The organism is Micromonospora sp. KC213 (genome assembly GCF_004348325.1).
Taxonomy (GTDB): domain Bacteria; phylum Actinomycetota; class Actinomycetes; order Mycobacteriales; family Micromonosporaceae; genus Micromonospora.
This window is the reverse complement of the sequence record NZ_SMKF01000010.1, coordinates 42,606-69,532: the sequence shown is the minus strand read 5'-3', so window position 1 is coordinate 69,532 and position 26,927 is coordinate 42,606. Positions and strand designations below refer to the sequence as shown.

Here is a 26,927-nt window from a genome sequence, read left to right as displayed (position 1 = left end):
GCCCCGGCCTGACCCCACCCGGCCACACGGCCAGGCCAGGCATCGCCAGGCCAGGCACGGCACTGCGAGGCGGGCGGGCGGACCCTGGGCGCCGACGCCGGGGCGGCCGAGGACGGCGGTGGGCGCAGGCGAGTGGGTCAGCGGGTGAGGGCGCGGGCGGCGACGGTGAGGTCGGCGACCAGCCCCTCGTACGCCTTGTCCTGGTCGTCGGCGCGCAGCACGGCGGACGGGTGGATGGTGGCGAGCAGTTGCGCGGCTGGCGCGTCGGCGACCGTTCCGGCGCTGTCCACCGGTACCCGGACGAAGTCCTCCGGCCGCTGCGCGGACGCCGGCCAGGGCAGCAGTTCACCGCGCTGCCGGGTGACCCGGAACGCGGGGCCGAGCAGTGCCTTCGCGGCGGTCGCCCCGAGCACCACCACCAGTTCCGGGTGGAGCCGGGAGAACTCGGCCACCAGCCAGGGCCGGCAGGCCGTGATGTGCACCCGATCCGGGGTCTGGTGGATCCGCCGCTTGCCGCGCAACTCGAACCGGAAGTGCTTCACCGCGTTGGTGAGGTAGATGTGGGCCGGGTCGATTCCGGCGTCGTCCACCGCCCTGCGTAGCAGCCGCCCGGCCGGGCCGACGAAGGGTAGGCCCTTCTGGTCCTCCATGTCGCCGGGCTGCTCGCCGACGAAGACCACCCGGGCACCTTCGTCGCCCCGCCCGAAGACGGTCTGCGAGGCGTCCCGGTACAGCTCACAGCCCCGGCAGCCGGCAGCGGCGCTGCGCAACTGGTCCAGGGTGTCGGCCTGGGGTGGGATGAACTGCTGGGCACCGGGTGCGTCGGTCTGCTCGGCCATGCGGACAGTTCTACCCGGTACGGCGGTAGGCACGCGGCGGACCCGCCCTGGCACCGCCGAGGCGTTCTCGACGGTGGCGGGTGGGTCGATCCTCACCTGGTCGGTGTGGTGGAGCTTGGTGGCTCAGCGGGCACCGCGGGAAGCCGGCGCAGTGCTCGGATGGCGAGTACCGCCAGGGGTGCGCCCACCGCGAGGACACCGGCCGCCTCGACCACGGCGATCGTGAGCAGTGGGGTCTGTTGTGCCTGGTGGCTGTAATCGGGCAGGGTCGCCGTCCGCAGGGCGAGGGTCGCGGCGGCGAGCAGGGTGAGCGCCAGCGACCACGGCAACGTGCGGGCGGCCCGGTCAGGTCGCCGGCTCGCCAGGTGGACCGCGATGGCGGCGCTGACGAGGGCGCAGGACAGGCCGGGCCAGTCCAGCAGTCGCAGTGCCTGACCGGTGGCCTGGACGGCGAACAGCGGTACGGGGACGAGGAGGATGCCGACCGGTAGCGCGTACAGCCAGCGGCGGCGCGGCACCGGGTCGGCGTCGTGGTGGAACGCCGCCATGGCGAGCACCAGGACAGCGTCTAGGAGCAGCGTCACCCACGGCGACGCGGCGGGCGGGGTCTCGCCGGATGCCTGTTGCACGGCATGGGTCACGGCGGGGGGCAGGATGGCGAGCAGGGCCAGCGCCTGGGCCACCCGCCGGTGTCCGAGGACGAGTGCGACGTACGCCGGCAGCCACGCGTAGTCGGCCAGGTCCCACGCGGTGCGCCACAGGTTGCCCGGCGCGACCGGCGTCCATTCGGGCGGCGGGGCGGGCAGCGAGGCGATGTTTCCGGACAGCCACGCCGCGACAACCACGCCGGCGGTGGCCATCACGGCGTGGGTGAGCGTCGCCATCAGGGTGGCCAGTCGGACGGCCTGGCCCCACGCGTACGCCCGGGGTGGGGCGTTGGTCCCGCCGAGCCGCAGCCGAGCGGTGAGGGCGAGGACGCTGGCGACCTCGGACAGCCGCGGCCGGCCGTGGTCGGCGACGTACGCGTTGGTGTCCGCGTCGTCGGTGTCCATGCTCTCCAGGAAGGCGGCGACCATGTCCTCCTCCCACTGGCGCCGGTAGTCGGCGGGCAGCAGCCGTAGCAGGTGGCGGTAGCGTTCCTCCAGCCGGTTCATGACGGCGACCTTCCCGCGATCGGGCTCTGCTGCGCGCGTAGCCGGGCCGAGGCGATGCGGGCGTTGGCGGCCAGCCGTTCCGTCTCAGCGGCGAGCGCGTGGCGGCCCCGCTCGGTCAGCCGGTAGTACCGGCGCAGCCGGCCCTGCCATGCCTCATCCCGGTCGGGTTCCACCAGGCCGTCGGTGACGAGTCGATCCAACACCCCGTACAGGGAGCCGATCTTGAGCTGGACACGCCCCTGGGACAGTTCCGTCACGTCGGCGACGATCCCGTAGCCGTGGCGTGGCGCGTCGAGTAGTGCGGTGAGGATGAAGAAGGCCGGTTCTGTCATCGTCCGAGGAGCCATCCGCCCAATATAATGGATGACAAGATATGCTGCGACGCACAGGCAGAGGTTGGAACGGCGTGGCCCGCCGGCGTCGGTCGTGGTGCCGAGACAAGGGAGTGCTCATGGGCGACGGTGAAGCGGCGGACGTGGCCGACCTGGGCGGGCCGGACTTCGCCCCGGTGATACCGCCGGCAGACAGCAGCGTGGTGGGCGCGCCACCCCCCGACCGAGGCGTCGTCCTGGGTCCCGGATTCCGCGGCCACGTCGTGCTGCCCAGGGCGGCACGGCCAGCACCTCCCCCCGCCGGCTCCGGCAGCGACCCCGCGCAGGAAACCCGACAGGACCGGCCGGCGGAGCACCGCGATCATCCATGAGCGACGGACGGACCCGACCGAGCGGTGCGGACCGAGCGCCGTAGCAGGTCGACGCCGCCCGACCCCGCCGCTCACCGCATGGTCACGACCGTGCCACAGGTTGACGAAGGATGGTGCGCAGCTTCGCCGGCTCGGTCCGGCGCGGGTCGCTGAGATAGATCTCGTGGTGCGGCCCGTTGAACGTGAGGCCGTTGGCGGGCATGAACTCGTGGTGCAGGCGCACGAGCACCGGACCCTCGTCGTCGTACGAGCCGACGTGCAGGACCTGGACGGCCAGCCCCTCCGCGTACCGCTCGAACCGCACCTGGTCCACCGCCGGCAGGCCCTTCTTCGTGGCGGTCAGCCGGATCGCCTCGTCCACCATGGCGGCGGTGATCCACTCCGGCTGGGTGATCAACATCGTCCACCGCCAGTCGCCCTTGGCCCGGGTCACGAACACGGTCGGGTCGTCCGCCGACCACAGGCCCTCCAGCGGAGCGACCACGTAGTCCCGGCCGAGCTGCGACTTGCTGGCGAACTTCAGCGCGTACGAGAGGGCGTACAGGGCCGTCACCGCGTCCTGGTAGGACGGCGACGTGTTGGGGTCACCCTTGCCGTCGATCATCAGGAACGGCAGTTCCGGCACGTCCACGAGCTGGAAGCTGCCGGCGCGGGGCCCGTAGAGGTCCTTGCGGTCCCGTTTGATGTCCGACTTCGTCGCCATGTTCTTCTCCAGGTTCGCGGTCGTGGTGGCGATCCAGGCCCGTTCGGCCTGAAGTTGGGTCGTGGCGTAGTCGAAGATGGCGGCGACGAAGTCCGCGACCGGCTCCTGTGCCGCCCGAGCCGCCTGGATCGCGGCGAGGCGCTCCGCCACCTGGGCCTCGCGTGCGCGCAGCGCGTCGACGACCTCCGCGCCCGGGAGGGCCGGGCTGTTGGCCAGACCGGCGAGGATCGACGGGTGGGTCGGCCGCAGCTCCGCGAGGGCCCGCCGGGTCGCGTCGGCCAGCACCCGTACGCCGGCCGGCGTGGCGGCGTAGACGCGGCGCCCCTTCGCCGTCCCGTCCGGTCGGGTGCTGGACACCAGAGCGCGTGACTCCAGCCGACCGAGGACGTAGTAGATCGCCGAGAAGGCCAACGACGTCCACTGCCGGATGCCCCGGGCCTCGATGACGGCTTCCAGGTCGTAGCCGTGCCGGGGGCGTTCGGCCACCAGGCCGAGCACGGTCAGCTCGGCATCGGTCAGGGATTCGGACACGGGCGATATTCTAGCCCTAGAATATCGAATCGTCTGACCCTGGCCGGCCCGCCGCCGGGATCTCGTACGGCGGAGGGCCGGTGCTGTTGGTTGCCGCCAGCGGCACCGGCCCTCCGCGTTCGGGTGTGGAGGGTGGTCAGCGGGCACGCGCCCAGGCGAGGAAGCGTGCGGTCAGGTCCGGGGCGTGGTCGGGGTTGAGCTGGGCGAGCTGGTCGCGCGCCTCCGCCATCTGCTGCCCGAGGTAGACGAGCAGGGCCGTACGGTTCCCCCGGTACTCCACGAGCAGGGACAGCCGGGCCGGTTGACAGGGCCACTCCGCGCCGCAGTTGCGACACCGCCACAGCGGTCGCATCGGCAGGTGCGGGACGATGCGAGGCATCAACGCACCCGTGAGGTGACGACGGCTCGGGCCTCCCGGTCGCCCAGTGGCGGCAGGCACATCCACTCCGGCAGGTTGGTTCCGCGTACCCGCTTCGGCAGCGGAGGCTCGGCCTTGGCCCGGCATCGGAAGAACGGAACACGCACGTCGACCTCCTCGAAAAAGTTGGAAGGGGGCCGCCCCGGGCAGGGGGAACAGGGGCGACCCCGGGCAGGTCCGACCGACGCCCGCACGGCAGCCGGCCGAACCGCACAGGTGACAGTCTGGTGAGGACAGGGCTACTGTCGGAAGCCAAACGACCCGGCCGTGGCACACCCTCGAAGGCGGCAGCCGGCACGGGAATGCCGAGTGATGTTCACTCCGAGAGTGTGGAGGCACTGTGGAGGAGCCGACCGCCGACCTGATCCGCGCCCAGCTACGGCGGCTGCGGGCGACCGCCGGTCTCAGCCAGGAGGAGTTCGGCAAGCAGGTGCACTACTCGGCGTCGATGGTGTCGGCTGTCGAGACGGGCGCCCGACCGTTCGACCGACTGTTCCTCGGCCGCGCTGACGAAGTCCTCAACTCCGGCGGCCTGCTGGTCGCCCTGCTGGGAATGCTGGAGCGGGAGCGCCAGCCGAGCTGGTTTCGGCCCTGGCTGGACGCCGAGCGGGGGGCTCGCCAGCTTCGGTGCTTCCAACCCACGCTCATCCCCGCCCTGCTCCAGACCGAGCACTACGCCCGGGCGGTCATCCGCTGCGACGACCTGCTCAGCGACGCCGAGGTGGACAAGCGGGTGGCCGCCCGCATGGAGCGCCAGAAGATCCTCTCCCGGGATAAGCCGCCCCAGCTCATCGCGGTCATCGACGAGGGCATTCTGCACCGTCAGGACGAGAGCTTCCGGTTTCTCATGGCTCAGCAGGTCGAGCACCTGATCGCCTGCGCCGGGCGCCCACACGTCAGCATCCATCTCATCCCGCTGTCGGTCGGCCTGCACATCGGCATGTCTGGCCCGTTCACGCTCGCCCGGGGGGTGGACGGAGGCTGGGTCGGCAGTCTGGAAAGTCAGCTCGCTGGCGCAGTGATAGACGCCGAGGCCGAGTTGGCTACCCTGATGGCTAGGTGGGAGACGGTACGCAACGAAGCACTGCCCCGCCGGCAGTCGATCGAACTCCTCAAGGAAGTAAGGACGTCATGGACCTGAGCGGCGCGACGTGGCGTAAGGCCACCCGCAGCGGAAACACGGACTGCGTCGAGGTTGCCGACAACCTGCCCGGCGTGGTTGCCGTCCGCGACAGCAAGGACCCCGCCGGCCCGGTGCTCGCCTTCGAGCCGGCCACCTGGAAGGCATTCGTCCGGTACGCCAAGCAGCACTGACGCCGGGCGGGGTCGACAATCGGCCCCGCCCGTTCAGGCTGATCTCGCCGGTATGGTTGGCGCATGATCATCCGCCATGTGACCGTCGACTGTGCCGACCCGTACGAGCTGGCGAGGTTCTGGAGCGAGGTCACCGGGTGGCCGATGTCCGATGATGACGAGCCGGGTGACCCGGAGGCATCCGTCAAGCCACCCTCGCCCGTGCCGGGCATCCTGTTCATCCGGGTGCCCGAGGGCAAGACGGTGAAGAACCGGCTCCACCTCGACTGGATGCCGACACAGCGGACCCGCGACGAAGAGGTGGCGCGGGTCATCGCCCTCGGTGCCAAGCTGCACCAGGACCAGCGCACCCCTGACGGGGGCGGCTGGGTCACCCTGCTCGACCCCGAGGGCAACGAGTTCTGCATCGAGCGCAGCGAAGCCGAGCGCGCCAGCGGATGACCGCAGCGGCGGAGGCCAAGGCTGGTACGAGCCTCAGCTCACGGCAGCTCAACGGGCAACCCTCGATCGTGGGCTGACGTTGTCGACGGCGCGGGCAAATCAGGTCGATCGACCGGCACCGAACGGGTAGGAACATCCGTATGCCGACATCCTTGCGCAACGTCTGTTTCGACTCCGCCGACCCGTACGCATTGGCCACGTTCTGGAGCCAGGTGGTCGACCGGCCGATCGCCGCCGAGTGCGAGCCCGGCGAGGAAGAGACGTACATCGAGATGCCCGAGGGCCCGGACCTGTTCTTTCAGCGGGTGCCGGAGTCCAAGATCGTGAAGAATCGGGTCCACGTCTGCCTCACTCCCGAGACCAGGCGCGACGAGGAGATCGACCGGCTCACGGCCCTGGGTGCGACATTGGTGGACGACCACCGCAACCCCGACGGCACCGGATGGGTGGTGCTGGCAGACCCCGAGGGCAACGAGTTCTGCGTGTTGCGCGGCAAGGCCGAGCGGGCCGCGTTCCCCCACGCCGACGACTCCCATCCGGTCACCACCTGACACCCTCCCACGCCCAGGTAAGCAGCTAGGTCTGGTGCCATGTCAGGTCGGGCCGGCCTCGTTCCACCCGTGGCGCATGTCGGATCAGGACGATGCTGTACGCCACGATCCACACCAGCCAGAGGAGCCAGCCGACGAGGCCCAGCAGGGCCAGTGGGTTGACGCCGCCGACGCCGTACGGACCCGTTGTCGCGGTGACGAACAGCAGCGCGGCTGCGAGGAGACCGACGCCGGCATGCCATCGGGCCACGGCGCCGGCACGGATGCCGGACATCGAGAACCCGACGAGTGCGGTCGCCAGGAACACCTGGTTGAACCCGAACAGGGCGGTGTGGAGGCCCCAGAGGCCGGCGACTGCGACGGCGTCGTGCTGGGCGGCGGACATCAGCGCGAGCCGGGTCGCCTCGACGCTGGTGAACGTCACCGACTGCATGAGCACCCCGGCGACTCCGACCAGGGACCACGGGTCCGTCCGGGAAGTTTCGTCGCGTCGGAGGCCGACGCACACTCCGACGGCGAAGATGGTGGCCAGCAACCAGGCCGTCGGCAGGAGTGCCGAGGCCAGGCGCAGTGACGCCGACCCCGCCGCGAAGACCGTGGTGATCTCGTCGACGGATGCGGCCTGGGACGGGGTGGGAAAGCCGGCTGCGGTCAGCAGCAGGTTCGCCGCGATCAGGATGACGACGAAGCCGATGCCGGCGACACCAGCCAGCTTACCGAAGCGCATGGAGGCCCCGCCTTACGCCGACGCGTGGACGAGCCGGTGAAAGGCGGGCAGGGCGCGCATCCCGTGCTCGTCGAGGGTGGCTCGCACGAAGCGGTGGAAACTCGGCCGCGCGAGTTGCCCGAACAGGAAGCGGATCGCTCCGGTGGGCAAGCGCGCGTAGTTGACCAGCGCGAACGACGATGGTCTGGTGGGTCGCAGGGCGGTCGAGTTGTCCACTCCGGTCTTGGTGGTGTACCACCCGGTGACGGAGCGCCAGACGGATTCGGCGTCGGTGTCGGGACCGGCGGTGAAATGGTTGAGCAGGAAGGTCGCGCGGTTCGGGCCTCGGTGTCGCCGATCCGGGCCACGTTGACGCCCGCGAGGATGCGGGTGGGGCATCGTGCTTCCTTCGGGTCGACGGGAGGGCGGCGGTCGGTCAGTACGCGATGCCGATCGCCCGGCGGATCGTCGCGGGCTCGCCGACGGCGGTGAGCATGGCGTGGGCGACGTCGGCCCGCGAGATCGTGTAGCCGCGGGCGACATTGCCGCCGATGGTGGTGCGGTATCGGCCGGTCAGCGGTTTGTTCACCAGCTTGGGTGGTCGCAGGACCGTCCATTCCGCGCCGCTGGCCGCCATCGCGTCCTCCATGGCACGCAGGTCCGCGTAGAGGTCCTTGAGCAGGGCACTGATGCCGGGCAGAACGATGCGGCGGTTGAGGAGACTGTCCCCGTCGGGTATCGGGCCGACCGGGGCGGCGCTGACCGCGACGAGACGGCGCACACCCTCGGCTTGCATGGCTTCCAGGATCGTGCGGGTGGCGGTGGAGGCGACGGGGCCGTCGTGGCGTCCGCGCGGGCCGACTCCCGACAGGACCGTGTCGCTGCCGCGCAGCACCGGGCCCAACACGTCGGCATCGTCCAGCGCCCGCACCGTCGCCACCCGCAGCGTGGGATGACGCACGTCGAGGCGGGCCGGGTCGCGGACGACCGCGGTCACCGCGTGCCCGCGGTCCAGCGCCTGACGCACGATGCTACGTCCGATACCGCCGGTCGCTCCGAAGACGATCACCCTCATGGCCACTCCCGAATGCGGATAACGAGTGATTGTTACCGTACGGGACAATAACGGGGACGTACAATACCCGGGTGTTTGACGAGGATGCGCCAGGATCGGACCGGCCACTGGCGGCCCGGGCCAACTTTCTGCTGTCACAGCTCGGGTTCCACGTCGCACAGACGTTCGCCGCGCGGCTGGCACCGCTGGGTATCGCACCCAACCACTTCGGGCTGCTGACGCACCTCGAACACGGCGAAGGGAGCACCCAGCAGCAACTCGCCGACGCACTGGGCATCCACCGGAAGGTCATGGTCGGCCTGCTCGACGACCTCGAACAGCGCGGTCTGGCGGAACGTCGGCGGCACCCCGGCGACCGCCGCGCCCACGCCGTGCACCTGACCGACGCCGCACGCCAGCTACTACCCCGCGCACGCCGGGTCGCCGACCAGCACGAGGAAGAGATTCTCGCGGCCTTGGACGTCGGCGAACGGGCCTGGTTCGTCGCCGCCCTGCAACGGATCGCCGACCGTACCGGAAACCCGCCGGGCGTCCATCCCGGCCTGGGAGCGGCCATCCGGTCCGGAAACACCACGGACGGTGCCTGAGGCGCGTCTCCATGGGCGGCATTCTGCGGTAGAAACGCGCGGCGGACACCGCGATGTGCCGCAACCCGAGGCGAGTCCGCCGACGGTCAGGGCCGCGACCGGAGGCGAGCGTCCGCTGACGGCGAGGTGGCGAGGTGCGCCCGGCACCCGGGCCGGAGCAGCACGCGCTCAGGCGGTGAATCCGGCCGGACCCGAGGGGCGCAGCGCGCCCGCGATCGCGTCGGCGAGCGGCCCGACCTCGGCCTCGTCCAGTGCGCTGACGGTGATCCGGACGCCCGGGCCGGCCCCGATCCGGAAGAGTGCGCCCGGTGCGACGGACCAGCCGGCGTCGCGCAGCGCGGTGACCACGGCCGTCTCGTCCGGCACCGGCAGCCAGACGTTGATGCCGGTCCGGCCGTACCCGGTCAGCCCCCGGTCGGCGAGCGCGGCGAGGAGGGCGGCGCGGCGTCGGTCGTACTCCCGGCCGGCTCGGCGGACCAGCGCGGCGGTGGCCGGGTCGCGCCACAGCGACAGCACGAGACGTTGCAGGACGGTGGAGACCCATCCGGCGCCGACCCGGGCCCGGCCGGCTACCCGGGCCACCGTCGTCTCGTCGCCGGTCAGCACCGCCAGCCGCAGGTCGGGCCCGAACGGCTTGCTCACCGACCGGACGAAGGCCCAGTTCGGGGTCGCCCCGGCGAGCGGGTGCAGCGGGACGCGGGCCAGTTCGGCAGCGTGATCGTCCTCGATGAGCAGCAGGTCGTGGCGGCCGGCGAGCAGCTCGCGCAGGGCTGCGGCACGGTCGGCGGTGACGGCGGCTCCGGTCGGGTTCTGCGCGCGGCTGGTGACCACCAGCGCCCGCGCGCCGAGGGCGAGGGCGTCGCGTACGCCGATCACGGTGGGGCCGGCCTCGTCCACCGGCACGCCGACCGGTCGCAGGCCCGCCGCGGCCACCAGGTCGAGCAGGTTGGCCCAGCCCGGGTCCTCCACCGCCACCGCGTCGCCGGGGCGCAGGTGGGCGGCGAGGAGGCGTTCGATGCCGTCCAGCGCGCCGGTGGCCACGGTGACCTCCTCGGCGGGCACGCCGTCGGCGGTGAGGCGCTGTCGGGCCGCCTCGGCGAAGGCGGGAAGCACGGCGGTCTCGGCGTACCCGACGGGCGGGCCGACCTCGGCGGCGAGCGCGGCCAGGTGCGGACCGAGCGGAGGCAGCAGCCGCAGGTCGGGCTGCCCCCGCGAGAGGTCGCGGCTGCCCGGCGGGGGGGTCGGGTGCAGCGCGGCGCGGGAGGAGGCCACCGGCGGGCGTGGTCGGACACGGGTGCCGTGCCGGCCGGCGGTGACCACCAGGCCGCGTTGGCGTAGCTCCTGGTAGGCCCGCGCGACGGTGGCCGGGCTGACGGTCAGCTCGGCGGCGAGTGCCCGGACGGCGGGCAGCGTGGCCCCCGGCTGCAACGCACCGGAGCGGATGCCGGCTTCCACACTGGCCGAAATCGCGGCGGACGTCGCGCCGTCGATCTGATAACGTACTGCCACAGTACGGAGATTGTACTAGAACAAAGGTGGGATGTCATGTACGCCCCGACCACGCGCACCACCGCCAGCCGTTCCCGCGACCGGATGAGTTACGACCGCGCAGCGGCGCACGCGGTGCTCGACGAGGCCTACCACTGCGTGCTCGGGTTCACCGTCGACGGCGAGCCCCGGCTGCTGCCCACCCTGCACGTGCGCATCGGCGACACCCTCTACCTGCACGGCTCCACCGGCAGTCGGCCACTGCTCGCCGCCCGGGACGACGCCGGGCTTCCGGTGTGCGTCACGGTGACCCTGCTCGACGGGCTGGTCTACGCCCGTTCCCAGTTCCACCACAGCGCCAACTACCGCTCGGTGGTGGCGCACGGCGTCGCGCACCTGGTCACCGGCGACGACGAGAAGCGTCAGGCGCTGACCGCACTGGTGGAGAAGGTCGGCACCGGGCGCAGCACCGACAGCCGCCCACCGAACCGGCGCGAGTTGGCCGAGACGGCCGTACTGGCCCTGCCGCTGCGCGAGGTGTCGGTGCGGGCCCGCACCGGTGGCGTCCGGGACGATCCGGGCGACCTGGCGCTGCCGCACTGGGCCGGAGTGGTGCCGCTGCGGCTGACCGCCGGACTGCCCGAGACGGACGCCGGGGTGACCGCGCCGGTGCCGGCGTACCTGCGCGCGGCGGTGTCGCCCTGGCGGGAGCCGGCGTCGCTGCGCGGCGCGCACGTGCTGCTGGAGCCGCTGGACATGACCCACGCCGACGAACTCTTCACCGCCACCGCCGAGCCTGAGGTCTTCGCCCACCTGGGCAGCCCGCTGCCGACCGGGCCGGCCGACATGCGGGCGATCGTCGCCACCGCGCTCGCCGCCGGGCAGCGGGGCGAGCGGGTGCCGTGGGTGCAGCGCTGTGCGCGGACGGGAGCGGTGGTCGGCACCACCTCCTACTACGAGATCGATCCGCAGCGGCGGTCGGTGGCGATCGGCTACACCTGGCTGGGCCGGCCCTGGTGGCGCACGGGCATCAACACCGAAGCGAAGCTGCTGCTGCTCGGCCGGGCCTTCGAGGACCTGGGCGCGGTGCGGGTGGTCTGGCACACCGACATCCGCAACCGCCGCTCCCAGGCGGCGATCGAGCGGCTCGGCGCGACCCGGGAGGGCGTGCTGCGGATGCACAAGCAGCGCCCTGACGGCTCCTGGCGGGACACCGTGCAGTACGCGATGACCGTCGACGAATGGCCGGCGGCACAGGTCAGGCTGCGGGAGCGACTGCACCGGGCGGCACCGGTGGGGTGAGCCGAGCCGTCAGCTGCCGTCGCCGCCGCCCGCACCGCCATCGCCGATGCCTGGGCCGCCAGCGGTGCCACCGAGGCCGTAACCGGGCGCGATCGGCTGGTCCGGGGGACGACTGACGTGCGCCGACTCGGTGATCGGGGCTGACCAGTCGGCGTGCGCGGCGGCGGCCGCGTGCCGGTCGATGGTCGCGCGTAGCCAGCCGTCCACGGTGGTGACCCAGTCGCGCTGTTCCGATCCGGTGTGCCAGATCCGGAACCGGCTGATGCTCTGATGGCTGATCCCGGTCAGCGAGAGCCGGCGGTCCACCCAGAGCAGCACCTCCAGGCCCGCCGGGTTCGCCACGAAGATCACTTCCAGTTCGGTCATCGGCCCGGCGTACAGCGGTGCCACCCAGTACCCGAGACGCTGGTGCACCGGCAGGGTCTGCTCCACCCCGGGCAGCCGACCCTGCACGAGACCCGCCTGCCGCAGCGTGAAACCCAGGGTGTCCAGCGCCGCCAGGACGTGCTGCTGGCTGGGCAGCGGGTGGACGAAGACCGGCACCATCGCCCTCTGGTCCCGGTCGGGGTCGACCGAGACCTCCGTACGCAGCCCGGTGCGCAACGCCATCAGCGGCACCCCGCCGACGATCGTCACCGGGGTCTCCCAGGGCAGCGGCACCGCGAAGTCGACGGCTCGACGCCGCCCCGCCGGCACCACGAACCGGCCGGCGATCGGCACCTGGTGGTACTGCACCAGCCGGCGGGGCGAGCGCGGATCGTCGGGTTCGGCGGTGGCGACCAGGCCCAGCCGGATGTGCCGGACCGGCACGTCGTCCCGACCGGCGGCGAGCAGCACCCGTCCGGGCAGGCGCAGGCCGGGGCGGGTGCTCGGGTTGGTCAGGGTGGTGCTCACCGACAGTCCGGTCCCGCCGGACTCCCGCGCCACCCCCGTCAACCGCATCCCGCTGCTCCCGCCGCCCGCCCCGTCCGGCGAGGGCGTCGCCTCCGCCGCGGCGCGCATTCCCGCTGTCCGGCCCGGCACTCCACTCCACCGGCCACCGGTCACGGCGGGCGGTGGAGTGGGGTCGACGCCTCAGCGCATGCGCCGCCCGCGTGGCACCGGGTCAGTCTCGTCGTCGAACTCGCCGATGACCTCCTCCAGCAGGTCCTCCAGCGCCACGAAACCGATCGGCCGGGTCGGGCCACCGCCGTTGCGCACCAGCGCGAGCTGGGACTGGTCGGCGCGCATGGCGGCCACCGCCTCGGTGACCGTGGACTCGGCGGGCAGGGTGAACGCCCGGGTCATCAGGCTCCCGGCGGTCGCCGCACGCCCGGTGGTGACCGCCCGCACCGCCTCCCGTACGTGGACCAGGCCGCAGACCTCCCCGGACGGGTCGAGCACGGCGAGCCGGGACCGGCCGCTGTCGCGGCTGACCTCCTCGACGCGTTCGGCGGTGTCGTCCCGACGAACCGTGACGATCCGGTCGAACGGTTCCATCACGTCGGCGACCGTGGTGGCCTGCAACTGCAACATGCTGGTCAGCATCTGGTGCTGCTCGGCGCCGAGCAGACCGTGCTCACGGGACTGCTCCAGCAACATGCGCAGCTCGTCCGGGCCGTGCACCTGGGCAAGCTGGTCCTGCTGCTGCACGCCGACCAGTCGCAGCATCGCGTTGGCGAGCGCGTTGAGCGCCGACAGCACCGGCCGGGCGACCCGGGCGAAGGCCCGGAACGGCAGCGCCAGCAGCGTCGCGGACCGCTCGGCGTCGGTGATCGCCCACGACTTCGGCGCCATCTCACCGACCACCAGGTGCAGGAAGGTCACCAGGCCCAGGGCGAACACCAGCGCGATGAGGTGGCTGGCCGCCTCCGGCAGCCCGACGGCGTGCAGCAGCGGGCTGAGCAGGTGTTCGATGGCCGGTTCGGCGAGCGCGCCGAGACCCAGGGTGCACAGGGTGATGCCGAGCTGCGCGCCGGCCAGCATCAGGGACAACTCCCGGACACCGTCCAGCGCGGCCCGGGCCGCCCGGCCGCCACCGGCGGCGGACTGCTCCAGGCGGTACCGCTTCGCCGCCACCAACGCGAACTCGGCGGCGACGAAGAATCCGTTGAGGGCGAGCAGCAGCACCGAGGTGAACAGGGCGAGGCCGGGGCTCATGCGGCACCCCCGTCGCGGGCCGCGCCGGCCATCCGCAGCCGCACCATGTCGGCCACGTGCCGGTCCACCGCCAGCACCTCGACCACGGCCCTCGGCTGCTCCTGCGGCTCCTCACCGTCAGCCGGCAGGCTGATCTCCAGCCGGTCACCGACCTCGGGCACCCGGCCCAGCTCCCGCATCACCAGGCCGCTGAGGGTGTCGTACTCGGGGGCCTCGGGCAGGGCGATGCCGGTGCTGTCGGCGACCTCGTCGATCCGCCAGCGTGCCGGCACCACCCAGGAGCCGTCCTCCTGCCGCGCGGGCGCCCGCTCCGGCGGGTCGTCCTCGTCGCGGATCGGACCGACCAACTCCTCGGCGATGTCCTCCAGGGTGATCACGCCGGCGAAACCGCCGTACTCGTCGACGACGCAGGCGAGCTGCCGGTGCCCGGACCGGAGCCGGTCCAGCACGGTCGGCAGCGGCAACGTCTCGGGCACCAGCAACGGGGGTACGGCCACCTCACTGACCGGGGTGCTCGCCCGTTTCGCCGGGGGCACCCCGAGCACGTCGGCGATGCCGACCACGCCGACCAGGTCGTCCACGCCTTCCGCCCCGCGTACCGGGAAGCGGGAGTGGCCGCTGTCGAGCAGCTGCACGATCCGGCTGACCGGCTCGTGCGCCCGTACGGTGTGCACGTGGACCCGCGGCACCATGGCCTCCCCGGCGGTCAACTGCCGGAAGTCGAGCCCCCGGTCGAGCAGGGTGGACATCTCGACGTCGAGATGGCCGCCCTCGCGGGAGTCGGCGATGATCTGCTCCAGGTCCTCCGGGGTCGCGCCGCTGGGCAGTTCCTCGATCGGCTCGATGCCGATGCGGCGCAACAGCCGGACCGCGGCCCGGTCGAACAGCTTGATCACCGGGCCGGCGACCTTCAGGTAGATCAGGGTGGAGGGCGCCAGCGCCCGGGCGAGCTGCTCGGCCCGGGCGATGGCGAGGTTCTTCGGGGCCAGCTCACCGAGGACCATCTGCACCACGGTGGCGATGGTCAGGGCCAGCGCCACCGACAGCGGCAAACTGACCGAGGTGGGGACACCGGCCCCGCCGAGCAGCTCGGCCAGCCCGGCGCCCAGGTACGGCTCGGCGACGTAACCGACCAGCAGGGCGGTGACGGTGATGCCGAGCTGGGCCCCGGAGAGCATGAAGGAGAGCCGGCCGGTGACCTGGAGCGCCCGGGCGGACGCCTGGTCGCCGTCGTCGGCGCGTTGCTTGAGCCGGCCGCGATCCACCGCGACGTAGCCGAACTCCTGAGCCACGAAGTAGCCGGTGGCCGCGGTGAGAACGATGATGAGAACGAGACCGTAGACGATCAACACGGGCCGCTCAGGGCTCCCGGGGTCGTCGGGGCGAGGGGATGCCGGGCACGACCCGGCTGGCTACTGCTGCCCTCCTGGGCAGAAGAGTCGATCATTCGACAATTCTATCGGCGACCGCTGGAAGTTCGCTGATGGTGGTGGCAAAGCCGCCGTCATCGACTAGTTTCCCCGGTCGGCCAGTTCGTCGGTGCGCAGCGACTTCCGGTCGACCCGCCCGGAGCGGTACGCGGCCCGGCCGATCATCTGGGCGGCCACCGGCGCGGTGGCCAGTTGGAAGAGGCCGACCAGCAGGATCATGCCCAGATCCGCCGGGGTACGCAGCCGCAACGCCAGTCCCAGCAGCAACAGCAGCACGCCGAGGGTCTGTGGCTTGGTGGCCGCGTGCATCCGGTCCAGCACACCGGGGAAACGCAACACCCCGATGCCGGCGGCTAAGCTGAGCAGAGCGCCCACCACCAGCGCCGACCCGCCCAACCAGTCCAGGACGACCGTCACGCTCACGACTCCTCCCGGACGGCGAAGCGGACCAAGGCCACCGAGCCGACGAAGCCGAGCAGCGAGACCACCACCAGCACGGGCAGGCTGGTGGCGTGCCGGTTGACCGCCGCCTCGGCCCCGACCGCGCCGATCATGGTGGCCAGCAGCAGGTCTGCCGCGACCACCCGGTCGAGCAGGGACGGGCCCCGGTACATCCGGGTGAGCGCCAGCAACGCGGTGGCCGACAGCAGCACGGTCAGCACGACGGCGAGGACGACGGTCATGTCTCGGGCCTCCGGTCGGGGTCGGTGGTGAGCAGGCGCAGCTCGGCGTCGGAGCCGATCGTCCGGACGATGCGCTCCTCGACGGCGAGGATCCGGGCCCGGCTGTCGGTCAGGTCCCCGGTGCCGTGTACATCGAAAACGTGCACGTAGAGGACGCCCTCGGCCCGGTCCACGTCGACGATCAGGGTGCCCGGGACCAGGGAGAGCAGTTCGGCGGTGAGGGCCAGGTTGAGGTCGCTGCGTACCCGCAGCCGTACCCCGATGATCGCCCCGCGCGGCCGGTAGCCGGGACGTACGGCGATCGCGGCGACGCGCAGGCTGGCGCTGACCAGTTCGACGACGAACGTCACCACCAGCACCAGCAGCCCACGGGGCCGCAGCCGGCCCGCGAAGGTGACCGGCGGCAGCGGGAAGAACACCAGCACCGCCACACCGGCCAGCGCCCCACCGGCCAGGTTTCCCCAGCTCAACTCGCCCCAGAACAGGTTCCAGGCGGCGATGAGCCACCCCAGCGCGGTGGCCTGGTCCCGCCAGCGGCTGGACCTGGACGGGGCCGTCACGGCGACCCCCCGGGCAGTACGGCCTCCACGTACGGGGTGCGCCGGCGCAGGTCGGCGGCGGCGTCGGCGGTGACGTCGAAGAGCGGACCGGCGGCGAGGGTGAGCACCAGTCCCAGCACCACCAGCGCGGTGGTGGCGCCGACCATCAGGCCGGGCAGCCGCACCAGCGACCCACCGGCCAGTCGGGGCGCCCGCCAGAAGGCGATGTTCCACACCCGGGAGGCGACGTAGAGGGTGAGCAGGCTGGTCAGGGTTCCGGCGGCGACCAGCGCCCAGGCCAGCGGCCCGCCGACCGCAACGCCGGCCTGGAGCAGGCCGAGTTTGCCGAGGAAGCCGGAGAAGGGCGGGATGCCGGCCAGGTTCATCGCCGGGACGAAGAAGAGCACTCCCAGCAGCGGAGCGATCCGGGCCAGCCCGCCGAGCCGGCGCAGGTCGGTGCTGCCGGCCCGTTCCTCGACCAGACCGGCCACGAGGAACAGGGTGGTCTGGACGGTGATGTGGTGCACCACGTAGAAGATCGCGCCGGAGAGGGCCGCGACGGTACTCAGCCCCACCCCGAAGATCATGTAGCCGATGTGGCTGACCAGGGTGAAGGAGAAGAGCCGCTTCATGTCCGTCTGGGCCACCGCGCCGAGGACGCCGACCACCATGGTCAGGCCGGCGACCACCAGCAGCGGACCGGCGACCTCCCCGCCCGGGAACAGCAACGTCTCGGTCCGGATGATCGCGTAGACGCCGACCTTGGTGAGCAGACCGGCGAAGACGGCGGTCACGGGGGCCGGCGCGGTCGGATAGCTGTCCGGCAGCCAGGCGAAAACCGGGAAGACCGCCGCCTTGATGCCGAAGGCGAGCAGCAGCGTCAGCTGCAACCCCAGACGTACGCCGTCAGGCAGCGCGTCGAGGCGCCCGGCGAGCTGCGCCATGTTGAGGGTGCCGGTGGCCGCGTACACCAGGGCCACCGCGGTCAGGAAGATCAGCGAGGACAGGACGCTGACCATGACGTACGTGGAGCCGGTGCGGATCCGCGCCTCGGTCCCACCGAGGGTGATCAGGACGAAGCTCGCGGCGAGCAGCATCTCGAAGCCGACGAAGAGGTTGAACAGGTCCCCGGCGAGGAAGGCGTTGGTGACGCCGGCGGTCAGCACCAGGTACGTCGGGTGGTAGATGCTCACCGGCGCCGACTCGCTGGTTTCGCTGAGACCCTGACCGATGGAGTACAGCAGCACGCAGAGGGTCACCGCCGAGGAGACCACCAGCAGCAGCGCGGCCAACTGGTCGGCGACCAGCACGATCCCGACCGGGGTGGGCCAGCCGCCCACCTGCACCACCACCGGGCCGTGCCGGTACGCCTCGACCAGCAGCACCGCCGACACGGCCAGGTTGGTGGTGAGCGCGACGACGCTCACCGTGCGCTGCACCTGGGGCCAGCCACCGAGGAGCAGCGTCAGCGCGGCACCCAGCAGCGGCACCACCACCGGCAGCGGGACCAGCCGGGTCACGGCCGGCCTCCGGGTCGGCGCGGCCGACGGCGGGGCGACGGGTCCACCTGTTCGAGGGCGTCCGACCCGCCCGCGCCCACGTCGGAACTGGCGATCTCGTTGCGGTCGGCGAGCCGGACGACCTGACGGTCCTCCCGGTCGTCCGGCACCTCGTCGTCTCCGGTGAGGTACCAGCTGCGGTACGCCACGGCGGCCACGAAGGCGGTGAACCCGAAGGTGATCACGATGGCGGTGAGCACCATCGCCTGCGGGAGCGGGTCACTGAAGCCGCCGGGCGGGCCGGTGCCCAGCACCGGAGCGCCGCCGGCCCGGCCGCCGAGCAGGATGAGCAGGTTCACGCCGTTGCCGAGCAGGATGACACCGAGCAGGATCCGGGTCAGGCTGCGCTCCAGCAGCAGGGTGACCCCGGTGGCGGCGAGCACGCCGACGGCGAGCACCAGCACCAGGGTCGGCCCCCCGCCGTCCGCGGTCACGTCGGTTCTCCACCCCGGTCGATGACGAGACCCCGCTCGGCTCTACCGGCGGCCTCGATGTGCCGGTCCACCTCGGCACCGAGGCTGCGCAGGATGTCCAGCAGCAGGCCCACCACGACCAGGTAGACGCCGATGTCGAAGAAGAGCGAGGTGACCAGGTACGGATCGCCGAGCCGGGGCAACCACAGGTCCACCTTGGTGCTCTCGAGCAGGGCGCCGGTGGTGAGCAGGGACATCGCGCCGCTGCCGACCGAGATCGCCATGCCGGCGCCGAGCACGGTGCCCGCGCCCACCGGGGCGCTCTCGGCCAGTTCGTACCGGCCGCCGGCGAGGTAGCGCAGGGCCAGCGCCAGACCTGCCACCAGACCGCCGGCAAAGCCCCCGCCGGGGGCGTTGTGGCCGGAGAAGAGCAGGAAGAGCGAGAAGAGCACGACGGTGTGGAACACCAGGCGGGTGACCACCTCGAAGACGATCGACCGGCGGCGCTCGCGGAGGGTGGGTCCACCGTGCAGCCACACCGGGCGGTCGTCGCGCCGTCGGCCGGCCGGATCCCGCCGGGGTCGGGGGCCGGTGCGGGATTTCTCGAAGACCAGGCTGGCCACCCCGGTGGCGGCCACCACCAGCACGGAGATCTCACCGGTGGTGTCCCAGCCCCGGATGTCGACCAGGATCACGTTGACCACGTTGCGGCCGTACCCCTGCAGGACCGCCAGGTCGGGAAAGGCCACCGAGATCGGCTCGGCGGTGCGGGCGGTGGTGGCGACCAGGGCGAGACCGGACAGGACCACGCCGACGGCGACCCCGATCAGCCGCCGCCCGAAACGGGCGCGGCGCAGCGGACGGGCGGAGAAGCGTTCCGGCAGCCGGCGCAGCACCAGCGCGAAGACCGCGATGCTGGCGGTCTCCACCAGGAACTGGGTCAACGCCAGGTCGGGGGCGCCGTGCAGCACGAACAGCATCGCCGTGCCGTAGCCGGTCATCCCGACCAGCAGCATTGCCGTGAGCCGGCGGCGGGCGCCGACCGCGAGCACCGCCGCGACCGTGACCACCAATACCACCACCAGCTGCAACGGGGTGTCCCAGAGAGCGATCCGCTCCGCCCACGGACGGGTGACCAGCAGGGTGCCGCCGGGTACCAGCACCAGCGTGAGCAGGATGGTGCCCAGGTACAGCGGCAGGGAACCGCGCTGGGTCGCGCCGGTGATCTCGGTGGCCAGCCGGTCGAAGTGCCGGGTGAGCCACTCGTACCCCTGGTTGCCGGTGACCGGCGAATGGAGCCGGGCCAGCACCGGGGTGAGCCGGCCGCGCGTCGCGTGCAGCAGCACACCACCGGCCAGGGTCAGGGCCGACAGGCCGAGCGCCAGGGTGGGGCCGTGCCAGAGCGCCAGTTTCTCGTGCGGCGGGCCGAAGAGTTCGGCGTACGGGCGCAGTAGCCCGTTCAGGGCGGTGGCCGCGGCGCCGGCGACCAGCCCGGCGACGGCCAGCAGGGCCGCGGGCGCCAGCATCGGCAGCGGCGCCGGGGCGGCATCGGTGGGCATCACGCCGGGCCGGGTGGCGAAGGCGCCCCAGAGGAACCGGATGCTGTACGCCGCGGTGAGCACCGTCCCCGCCACCAGGCCGGCGAGCAGCAGCGGCCGACTAACGAGCACGGCGAAGACGGCCTCCTTGGCCACGAAGCCGAGCAGCGGCGGCACCCCGGCCATCGACGCGACCGCGAGCGTGGCCACCCCGGCGAGCACCGGCGCCCGCCGGCCGAGTCCGCTGAGTTGCCGCAGGTCGCGGGTACCGGCCTGGTGGTCGATGATGCCGACGACGAGGAAGAGAGCCGCCTTGAACAGGGCGTGCGCCAGCAGCATGGCGACCCCGGCGAGCGCGGCGTCGGCGGTGCCGACGCCGAGCACCACCGCCAGCAGCCCGAGCTGGCTGACCGTCCCGTACGCCAGCAGCAGCTTGAGGTCGGACTGCCGCAGCGCGGCCGTGCCGCCGGCGATCATGGTTGCCAGGCCGAGAATGAGCACCACCGGCCGCCACGGTCCGGTGTCGGCGAGGACCGGGGCGAGCAGCCCGATCAGATAGACGCCGGCCTTGACCATGGCCGCCGCGTGCAGATAGGCACTGACCGGGGTGGGGGCGGCCATCGCGACCGGGAGCCAGGACTGGAACGGGATGATCGCCGACTTGGCCAGTGCCCCGGTGAGGATCAGCAGGACCGCGGCGACCTGACCGGCGCCTCCGGGCAGCGGCGCCTCGGCGATCACCGACCAGCGGTAGCTACCGGCGTGTTCGCCGAGCACCAGGAAGCCCAGCAGCATCGCCAGGCCGCCGAGGGTGGTGACGGTCAACGCCTGGGCGGCGGCCCATCGGGTGAAGCGTCGCTCGGCGTCGTGCCCGATCAACAGGTACGAGAAGACGGTGGTCAGTTCCCAGAAGACGAACAGCAGCAGCAGGTCGTCGGCGAGCACCAGGCCGAGCATCGCCCCGGCGAAGGCGACCAGCACCGCCAGCAGCTGGCTGAGCCCGACCGAGCCCCGGTCGAAGTAGCGCCCGCAGTAGACCAGCACCAGCGCCCCGACCCCGCCGACCAGCAGGGTCATCAGCCAGGACAGCGTCGTCATCCGGAACGCGACGTCCAGGTCGAGCTGGCCGATCCAGCCGTACGTCTCGACGACCGCGCCGCCGTCGCGGACCTGCGGCGTCCGGGTCAACGCCCAGCCGAGGGCGGCAGCCGGCGCGAGTGCCAGCAGGTAGCAGGCACGCGGACCCCACCACCGCACCAGCAGCGGCGCGAGCAGTGCCGCCACCAGGTGGAGGAGCAGCAGTACGAGCACCCGTCCTCCCCCGGTTGAGCTGGCGGCACGCACCGGGTCGGATCGTCCCGGCCAGCACTGATCACACGCCAGTTCGTGGACCCATGGGTGATTTTACCGAAATATGCCTACTTGGCCCTCGGTTGGTCGGCGCGGACGCGAAGCGGCCACCTGCCGGCGCGCAACGGCACGGCCGCCCGCCCGACCGAGGCAGGGAAACCACCCCGCCGGAGCGCGGGTCAGCGCAGGATGACCTCGCCGACCGGGACGGACGGCTCCCGATCCCAGCGCGCCACCTCGACCAGCAGGTCCGGTCGGCCGAGCTGCCGGGCGACCTTGTTGACCACGCGCTGGGCGGCGGTCAGGGAGCGCACCGAGAGCAGGTTGCCGCGGCTCTCCCGACGCAGTACGAAGTAGTGCACCGCGGCCCGCACCTGAGCCCGGTCGGCGGCGCTGGCCTGGGCGGTGGAGACGACCAGCTCACGCAGGGAGCGGGCGAGACGCTCGGCGAGTTCCAGATCGGGGCCGCGCAGGCTGCTGCGGACGGCAGCCAGATGGCTGTCGACCTTGCGGATCAGCACATCGGTTCCGGATCTGAGGCCGTGCCGCTCGACGGTCATCCGATCCTCCCTCGCCCGACGCGCTGCAGTGAAGTTACTTTATGTTGCGGCTCACTAGCAACCAGTTACGGCGGACTTAACGGTCTCGTACCTGATCCTTCGAATGAGAACCGCTGCTGTACCGACAGCGTCCGGGCCGGTGGTGATGTCACACCGAGCAGGCAGGATGGTGCCATGAGCGACCAGGCAGGTACCGGTAGGGCGGGCCGCGGTCAGGCGGGCGCAGCCTCCGGGCCCGATGTGCTGGCCGGGTTCGGCGCGGCGACCAGGGAATGGTTCCGTGCCGCCTTCGCCACGCCCACCGCCGCCCAGATCGGCGCCTGGCGTTCGATCTCCGCCGGCCGTCATGCCCTGGTCGTCGCCCCGACCGGGTCCGGCAAGACCCTGGCCGCGTTCCTCTGGTCGCTGGACCGACTGGCCCGCCAGCCGGCACCGGCCGAGGCACGACACCGCTGCCGGGTGCTCTACGTCAGCCCGCTCAAGGCCCTCGCGGTCGACGTCGAGCGCAACCTGCGGGCTCCCCTCGCGGGTATCCGGCAGGCCGCCACCCGGCTGGGCGTCGCCCCACCGGAGATCACCGTCGGCATGCGTACCGGCGACACTCCCGCCGACGAACGCCGCGCCTTCGCCCGCACCCCGCCGGACATCCTCATCACCACCCCGGAGTCGCTCTTCCTGCTGCTCACCTCCGCCGCACGCGACTCCCTGCGCGGCGTGGAGACGGTGATCGTCGACGAGGTGCACGCGGTCGCCGGGACGAAGCGCGGCGCCCACCTGGCGCTCTCCCTGGAACGCCTCGACGAGCTGCTGGACCGTCCCGCGCAGCGGATCGGCCTGTCCGCCACCGTCCGGCCGATCGACGCCTGCGCCCGCTTCCTGGGCGGCAGCCGCCCGGTCGACGTGGTGCAACCGGCCATCGCCAAGACCATCGAGGTGAGTGTCCAGGTCCCGGTGGAGGACATGACCCGCCTCGACGAACAGGAGCAACCCGAGGACGAGCCGGGCGGCCTCGGCCCGCGCCGCGCCTCGATCTGGCCGGCCGTCGAGGAGCGGGTCTTCTCCCTGATCCGGGCGCACCGCTCGACCATCGTCTTCACCAACTCCCGGCGCAGCGCCGAACGGCTCTGCGCCCGGCTCAACGAACTGGCCGCCGAGGAACTGGCCGCCACCCCGGGCGGGCAGCGGCCGGGCGCCCCGGGCGCGCACGGCGGCGGCCCGGACCACGTCGCGGCGGATCACCTCCGCGTCGGGCCGGTAGGCGCCGGCCGGGCGCCGGCGCAGGTGATGGCGCAGTCCGGCGGGGCGGTCGGCGCCGCACCGGTGATCGCCCGGGCGCACCACGGCAGCGTCTCCCGGGAGGAACGCAAGCACATCGAAGAGGCCCTCAAGTCCGGGCAGTTGCCCGCCGTGGTCGCCACCTCCAGCCTGGAGCTCGGCATCGACATGGGCGCGGTCGACCTGGTGGTCCAGATCGAGGCGCCGCCCAGCGTCGCCGCCGGCCTGCAACGCGTCGGCCGGGCCGGGCACCAGGTCGGCGCGGTGTCCCGGGGCGTGGTCTTCCCCAAGCACCGGGGCGACCTGCTCTCCTGCGCGGTGGTCGCCGAGCGGATGGCCACCGGCGCCATCGAGGAGCTGCACTACCCCCGCAACCCGCTCGACGTCCTGGCCCAGCAGGTCGTCGCCATGGTGGCCCTCGACCCGTGGCGGGTCGGCGACCTGGCGGCGCTGGTGCGCCGCGCCGCTCCCTTCGCCGAGCTGCCCGACTCGGCGCTGCACGCCGTACTGGACATGCTCTCCGGGCGTTACCCGTCGACCGCCTTCGCCGAGCTGCGCCCCCGGCTGGTCTGGGACCGCGCCACGGACGTGCTCACCGGCCGCCCCGGCGCCCAGCGGCTCGCCGTGACCAGCGGCGGCACCATCCCCGACCGGGGGCTGTTCGGGGTCTTCCTGGCCGGCGCGGAACGCGCCGCCCGGGTCGGCGAACTCGACGAGGAGATGGTCTACGAGTCCCGGGTGGGTGACGTCTTCCTGCTCGGGTCCTCGTCCTGGCGGATCGAGGAGATCACTCCCGACCGGGTGCTGGTCTCCCCCGCCCCGGGCCAGGCCGCCCGGATGCCGTTCTGGAAGGGCGACCAGCTCGGTCGGCCGGTGGAGCTGGGTCGGGCCATCGGCGCCCGGATGCGTGCCCTGCTGCGCCACGGCGACGACGAGGCGCTCGCCGCGCTGCGCGCCGGCGGCCTGGACGACTGGGCCGCCGGCAACCTGCTGGCGTACCTGCGCGAGCAGCAGGCCGCTACCCGGTCCCTGCCCGACGACCGTACCGTCATCGTCGAGCGGTTCCGCGACGAGCTGGGCGACTGGCGACTCGCCGTGCACAGCGTGCTCGGCGCACGGGTCAACGGGCCCTGGGCGCTGGCGATCGGTCGCCGGCTCACCGAACGGTACGGGGTGGACGCCCAGGTGCTGCCGTCGGACGACGGGATCGTGGTGCGCCTGCCCGACACCGCCGACAGTCCGCCCGGCGCCGACGTGGTGGTCTTCGACCCTGACGAGATCAGCCAACTGGTGGAGGAGTCGGTCGGCACCTCCGCGCTGTTCGCGTCCCGGTTCCGCGAGTGCGCGGCCCGGTCCCTGCTGCTGCCCCGCCGCGACCCGCGCCGCCGCCAGCCGCTCTGGCAGCAGCGCCAACGCGCCGCCCAACTGCTCGACGTCGCCCGCGAGTACGCCGACTTCCCGGTCACCCTGGAAGCCGCCCGGGAATGCCTCCAGGACGTCTTCGACCAGCCGGCCCTGGCCCAGCACATGCGCGATCTGGCCGCCCGCCGGGTGCGGCTGGTCGAGGTGGAGACCGAACGTCCCTCGCCGTTCGCCCGCTCGCTGCTCTTCGGGTACGTCGGCGCGTTCCTGTACGAGGGCGACGCGCCCCTGGCGGAGCGGCGTGCCGCCGCGCTGGCGCTGGACTCCGCCCTGCTCGGCGAACTGCTCGGCCGGGTCGACCTGCGGGAACTACTCGACCCGGCGGTGCTGGCCGAGACGGAGCGGCAGGTGCGCTGGCGCACCGAGCAGCGCCGCCCCCGAGACGCCGAGGACGTCGTCGAGCTGCTCCGGGTCGTCGGCGACCTCACCGAGGCGGAACTGGCCGATCGGGGCGTACCGGCGGCGTGGCTCACCGAGCTGGCCGCGGCACGCCGGGTACTGCGGGTCCGCATCGCCGGGGAGGAACGCTGGGTCATCGTCGAGGACGCCGCCCGGCTGCGCGACGCGCTCGGCGTGGCGCTGCCCGTGGGGGTCGCCGAGGCGTACCTCGCCCCGGTGGCTGACCCGCTCGGCGACCTGGTCGCCCGGTACGCCCGTACCCACGGGCCGTTCGCCGCGGCGACCTGCGCCGCCCGGTTCGGGCTCGGCGTCTTCGTGGTCGAGCAGGCGCTACGCCGGCTCGCCGCCAACGGCCGGGTGGTCTCGGGAGAGTTCGCGCCGGACACCGTCGGCACCCAGTGGTGCGACGCCGAGGTGCTGCGGCTGCTGCGCCGACGCAGCCTCGCCGCGCTGCGCCGGGAGATCGAGCCGGTGCCGCCGAGGGCGCTGGCCGCGTTCCTGCCCCGCTGGCAGCAGGTCGGCTCGTCCGCCCGGGGGGTGGACGCCCTGGCCGTCGCCGTCGAACAGCTCCAGGGGGCGAGGGTGCCCGCGTCCGCGCTGGAACGGCTCGTCCTGCCGGCCCGGGTCGCCGACTACTCCCCCGCCCAGCTCGACGAGCTGTGCGCCAGCGGCGAGGTGCTCTGGGCCGGCTCCGGCGCCATCTCCGGCGGGGACGGCTGGGTCACCCTGGCGTACGCGGACGCCGCCGGGCTGCTGCTGCCGCCACCGGATGACGCCCTGGCGCTCACCCCGCTGCACGCCGCGGTGCTCGACGCGCTCGCCGACGGGCAGGCGCTGTTCTTCCGCGCCCTGTCGGACCGGGTGGGCGGCCCCGACGACGCGGCGCTGATCGCCGCCGTGTGGGATCTGCTCTGGGCCGGTCACCTCACCAACGACACGCTCGCCCCGCTGCGGGCGGTGCTCGGCGGCGGCGGGGCGCACCGGTCCCGGCCGTCCGCCCCGCGTACCCGGCACCGCCGTCCCGGCCGGATGGCGCTGCCCAGCCGCAGCGGCCCGCCCACCGTGGCCGGTCGCTGGTCGCGGCTGCCGGAGCGGGACACCGACCCGACCCGGCGGGCCGCGGCTCTGGCCGATGTGCTGCTGGAGCGGCACGGGGTGGTGACCCGTGGCGCGGTGGTCGCCGAGCAGGTGACCGGCGGGTTCGCCGCGGTCTACCCGGTGCTGTCCGCACTGGAGGAACGCGGGGCGGCCCGGCGCGGCTACTTCGTGGAGGGGCTGGGAGCGGCCCAGTTCGCGGTGCCCGGGGCGGTGGACCGGATCCGGGCCCTCACCGACCCGGCCGACGGGGGGCGCGGTCGGGGCGGCGCGACGCTGGTGCTCGCCGCCACCGACCCGGCCAACCCGTACGGTGCCGCGCTGCCGTGGCCGGAACGGGTGGTCGACTCCGGCGACGGTGCCCTCCCGGCCGGCGGGCACCGGGCCGGGCGCAAGGCCGGTGCGCTGGTGGTGCTGGTCGGTGGTGACCTGGTGCTCTACGTCGAGCGGGGCGGGCGGACGATTCTCTCCTTCACCGACGACGGCGACGCGTTGGCTGCCGCGGGCAAGGCGCTGGCCGACGCGGTTCACTCCGGGGCGCTCGGCGCGATGTCGGTGGAACGCGCCGACGGCGAGGCGGTGCGCTCCTCGCCGCTGCGCGACGCGCTCACCGCCGCCGGTTTCCGGGCCACCCCGCGCGGGCTACGGCTACGCGGCTGACCGGCGCCGGGGGCCGGCGCCGCCCTTGGCCCGGGGCCGCAACCCCCGGCCCG

28 protein-coding genes are annotated in these 26,927 nt (G+C 72.9%); 8 read left to right on the top strand and 20 right to left on the bottom strand.

What is annotated here, in order from left to right:
* Positions 1-137 precede the first annotated feature (137 nt).
* The 3 genes from E1166_RS04715 to E1166_RS04705 form a co-directional block, all read right to left on the bottom strand.
* Complete coding sequence (locus E1166_RS04715; protein ID WP_132336091.1) at positions 138-839, bottom strand: UdgX family uracil-DNA binding protein; 702 nt, start codon at positions 837-839, stop codon at positions 138-140.
* Positions 840-931: 92 nt separating this feature from the next.
* Entirely contained in the window at positions 932-1,993 is a 1,062-nt protein-coding gene (locus E1166_RS04710) for a hypothetical protein (RefSeq protein ID WP_132336089.1), read from the bottom strand.
* Complete coding sequence (locus E1166_RS04705; protein ID WP_243710152.1) at positions 1,990-2,340, bottom strand: PadR family transcriptional regulator; 351 nt, start codon at positions 2,338-2,340, stop codon at positions 1,990-1,992. Before E1166_RS04705 ends, E1166_RS04710 begins: the two co-directional genes overlap by 4 nt.
* Positions 2,341-2,444: 104 nt before the next feature.
* On the opposite strand from E1166_RS04705, the gene E1166_RS04700 reads away from it, so the two are divergent.
* Positions 2,445-2,696, top strand: coding sequence for a hypothetical protein (locus tag E1166_RS04700; protein ID WP_132336087.1), 252 nt, complete (start codon positions 2,445-2,447; stop codon positions 2,694-2,696).
* A gap of 82 nt (positions 2,697-2,778) precedes the next feature.
* Here E1166_RS04700 and E1166_RS04695 read toward each other — a convergent pair whose 3' ends face one another.
* The 3 genes from E1166_RS04695 to E1166_RS30745 all read right to left on the bottom strand — a co-directional run bounded on the left by E1166_RS04695 (position 2,779) and on the right by E1166_RS30745 (position 4,455).
* The gene (locus E1166_RS04695; RefSeq protein WP_132336085.1) at positions 2,779-3,930 is read right to left on the bottom strand and encodes a GyrI-like domain-containing protein; all 1,152 of its coding nucleotides are present in this window, start codon (positions 3,928-3,930) and stop codon (positions 2,779-2,781) included.
* A gap of 136 nt (positions 3,931-4,066) precedes the next feature.
* Positions 4,067-4,309 carry a flavin reductase gene (locus tag E1166_RS04690; RefSeq protein WP_132336083.1) on the bottom strand — a complete coding sequence of 81 codons (243 nt, stop codon included), beginning with the start codon at positions 4,307-4,309 and terminating at the stop codon, positions 4,067-4,069.
* A complete protein-coding gene (locus E1166_RS30745; protein ID WP_165944234.1) occupies positions 4,309-4,455 on the bottom strand; it encodes a hypothetical protein in 147 nt (48 codons plus the stop codon). Before E1166_RS30745 ends, E1166_RS04690 begins: the two co-directional genes overlap by 1 nt.
* Before the next feature lie 233 nt (positions 4,456-4,688).
* Here E1166_RS30745 and E1166_RS04685 point away from each other — a divergent pair, with 233 nt between their 5' ends.
* From E1166_RS04685 to E1166_RS04670, 4 genes are all read left to right on the top strand, one after another.
* Complete coding sequence (locus E1166_RS04685) at positions 4,689-5,489, top strand: helix-turn-helix transcriptional regulator (protein WP_132336081.1); 801 nt, start codon at positions 4,689-4,691, stop codon at positions 5,487-5,489.
* Positions 5,480-5,662, top strand: a complete 183-nt coding sequence (locus E1166_RS04680; RefSeq protein ID WP_132336079.1) for a DUF397 domain-containing protein — start codon at positions 5,480-5,482, stop codon at positions 5,660-5,662. The genes E1166_RS04685 and E1166_RS04680 overlap by 10 nt, the downstream gene beginning before the upstream one ends.
* A 63-nt stretch (positions 5,663-5,725) precedes the next feature.
* On the top strand, positions 5,726-6,103 hold the full coding sequence (locus E1166_RS04675; RefSeq protein ID WP_132336077.1) for a VOC family protein: 378 nt from the start codon (positions 5,726-5,728) through the stop codon (positions 6,101-6,103).
* Positions 6,104-6,243: 140 nt separating this feature from the next.
* Positions 6,244-6,654, top strand: a complete 411-nt coding sequence (locus tag E1166_RS04670) for a VOC family protein (RefSeq protein WP_132336075.1) — start codon at positions 6,244-6,246, stop codon at positions 6,652-6,654.
* A 25-nt stretch (positions 6,655-6,679) separates the two neighbouring features.
* Here E1166_RS04670 and E1166_RS04665 read toward each other — a convergent pair whose 3' ends face one another.
* Genes E1166_RS04665 through E1166_RS04655 form a run of 3 tightly spaced genes read right to left on the bottom strand, consistent with a single transcriptional unit; the run spans position 6,680 to position 8,435 of the window.
* Positions 6,680-7,381 (bottom strand): hypothetical protein, encoded by a 702-nt coding sequence (locus tag E1166_RS04665; protein WP_132336073.1) that lies wholly within the window; start codon positions 7,379-7,381, stop codon positions 6,680-6,682.
* A 12-nt stretch (positions 7,382-7,393) separates the two neighbouring features.
* A complete protein-coding gene (locus tag E1166_RS04660) occupies positions 7,394-7,759 on the bottom strand; it encodes a hypothetical protein (protein WP_243710151.1) in 366 nt (121 codons plus the stop codon).
* A gap of 37 nt (positions 7,760-7,796) precedes the next feature.
* The gene (locus E1166_RS04655) at positions 7,797-8,435 is read right to left on the bottom strand and encodes an NAD(P)H-binding protein (RefSeq protein ID WP_132336071.1); all 639 of its coding nucleotides are present in this window, start codon (positions 8,433-8,435) and stop codon (positions 7,797-7,799) included.
* Between the two features lie 71 nt (positions 8,436-8,506).
* On the opposite strand from E1166_RS04655, the gene E1166_RS04650 reads away from it, so the two are divergent.
* Positions 8,507-9,022: a MarR family winged helix-turn-helix transcriptional regulator gene (locus E1166_RS04650; RefSeq protein ID WP_132336069.1), complete on the top strand. Its 516-nt coding sequence runs from the start codon at positions 8,507-8,509 to the stop codon at positions 9,020-9,022.
* Between the two features lie 168 nt (positions 9,023-9,190).
* Here the strand turns inward: E1166_RS04650 and E1166_RS04645 are convergent, their stop codons facing one another.
* Positions 9,191-10,531, bottom strand: a complete 1,341-nt coding sequence (locus tag E1166_RS04645; RefSeq protein ID WP_132336067.1) for an aminotransferase class I/II-fold pyridoxal phosphate-dependent enzyme — start codon at positions 10,529-10,531, stop codon at positions 9,191-9,193.
* Between the two features lie 36 nt (positions 10,532-10,567).
* Between E1166_RS04645 and E1166_RS04640 the strand changes: the two genes are divergently transcribed.
* Entirely contained in the window at positions 10,568-11,812 is a 1,245-nt protein-coding gene (locus E1166_RS04640; protein WP_132336065.1) for a bifunctional pyridoxamine 5'-phosphate oxidase family protein/GNAT family N-acetyltransferase, read from the top strand.
* Positions 11,813-11,821: 9 nt separating this feature from the next.
* On the opposite strand, the gene E1166_RS04635 is transcribed toward E1166_RS04640, so the two are convergent.
* The 10 genes from E1166_RS04635 to E1166_RS04590 all read right to left on the bottom strand — a co-directional run bounded on the left by E1166_RS04635 (position 11,822) and on the right by E1166_RS04590 (position 22,023).
* Positions 11,822-12,754, bottom strand: a complete 933-nt coding sequence (locus E1166_RS04635) for a sporulation protein (protein ID WP_132336063.1) — start codon at positions 12,752-12,754, stop codon at positions 11,822-11,824.
* A 132-nt stretch (positions 12,755-12,886) separates the two neighbouring features.
* Positions 12,887-13,951 carry a hemolysin family protein gene (locus E1166_RS04630; protein ID WP_132336061.1) on the bottom strand — a complete coding sequence of 355 codons (1,065 nt, stop codon included), beginning with the start codon at positions 13,949-13,951 and terminating at the stop codon, positions 12,887-12,889.
* The gene (locus tag E1166_RS04625; RefSeq protein ID WP_132336059.1) at positions 13,948-15,303 is read right to left on the bottom strand and encodes a hemolysin family protein; all 1,356 of its coding nucleotides are present in this window, start codon (positions 15,301-15,303) and stop codon (positions 13,948-13,950) included. The genes E1166_RS04630 and E1166_RS04625 overlap by 4 nt, the downstream gene beginning before the upstream one ends.
* Before the next feature lie 159 nt (positions 15,304-15,462).
* Positions 15,463-15,798, bottom strand: a complete 336-nt coding sequence (gene mnhG / locus E1166_RS04620; RefSeq protein ID WP_132336099.1) for a monovalent cation/H(+) antiporter subunit G — start codon at positions 15,796-15,798, stop codon at positions 15,463-15,465.
* Positions 15,799-15,800: 2 nt separating this feature from the next.
* Positions 15,801-16,064, bottom strand: a complete 264-nt coding sequence (locus tag E1166_RS04615; RefSeq protein ID WP_132336057.1) for a monovalent cation/H+ antiporter complex subunit F — start codon at positions 16,062-16,064, stop codon at positions 15,801-15,803.
* Positions 16,061-16,624 (bottom strand): Na+/H+ antiporter subunit E, encoded by a 564-nt coding sequence (locus tag E1166_RS04610; RefSeq protein WP_132336055.1) that lies wholly within the window; start codon positions 16,622-16,624, stop codon positions 16,061-16,063. Before E1166_RS04610 ends, E1166_RS04615 begins: the two co-directional genes overlap by 4 nt.
* Positions 16,621-18,123, bottom strand: coding sequence for a Na+/H+ antiporter subunit D (locus E1166_RS04605; RefSeq protein WP_132336053.1), 1,503 nt, complete (start codon positions 18,121-18,123; stop codon positions 16,621-16,623). Before E1166_RS04605 ends, E1166_RS04610 begins: the two co-directional genes overlap by 4 nt.
* Complete coding sequence (locus E1166_RS04600; RefSeq protein ID WP_132336051.1) at positions 18,120-18,596, bottom strand: Na(+)/H(+) antiporter subunit C; 477 nt, start codon at positions 18,594-18,596, stop codon at positions 18,120-18,122. Before E1166_RS04600 ends, E1166_RS04605 begins: the two co-directional genes overlap by 4 nt.
* Positions 18,593-21,424: a Na+/H+ antiporter subunit A gene (locus tag E1166_RS04595; RefSeq protein ID WP_132336049.1), complete on the bottom strand. Its 2,832-nt coding sequence runs from the start codon at positions 21,422-21,424 to the stop codon at positions 18,593-18,595. The genes E1166_RS04600 and E1166_RS04595 overlap by 4 nt, the downstream gene beginning before the upstream one ends.
* A gap of 218 nt (positions 21,425-21,642) precedes the next feature.
* On the bottom strand, positions 21,643-22,023 hold the full coding sequence (locus E1166_RS04590; protein ID WP_132336047.1) for a hypothetical protein: 381 nt from the start codon (positions 22,021-22,023) through the stop codon (positions 21,643-21,645).
* Positions 22,024-22,197: 174 nt separating this feature from the next.
* Between E1166_RS04590 and E1166_RS04585 the strand changes: the two genes are divergently transcribed.
* The gene (locus E1166_RS04585; protein WP_132336045.1) at positions 22,198-26,874 is read left to right on the top strand and encodes an ATP-dependent helicase; all 4,677 of its coding nucleotides are present in this window, start codon (positions 22,198-22,200) and stop codon (positions 26,872-26,874) included.
* Positions 26,875-26,927 lie beyond the last annotated feature (53 nt).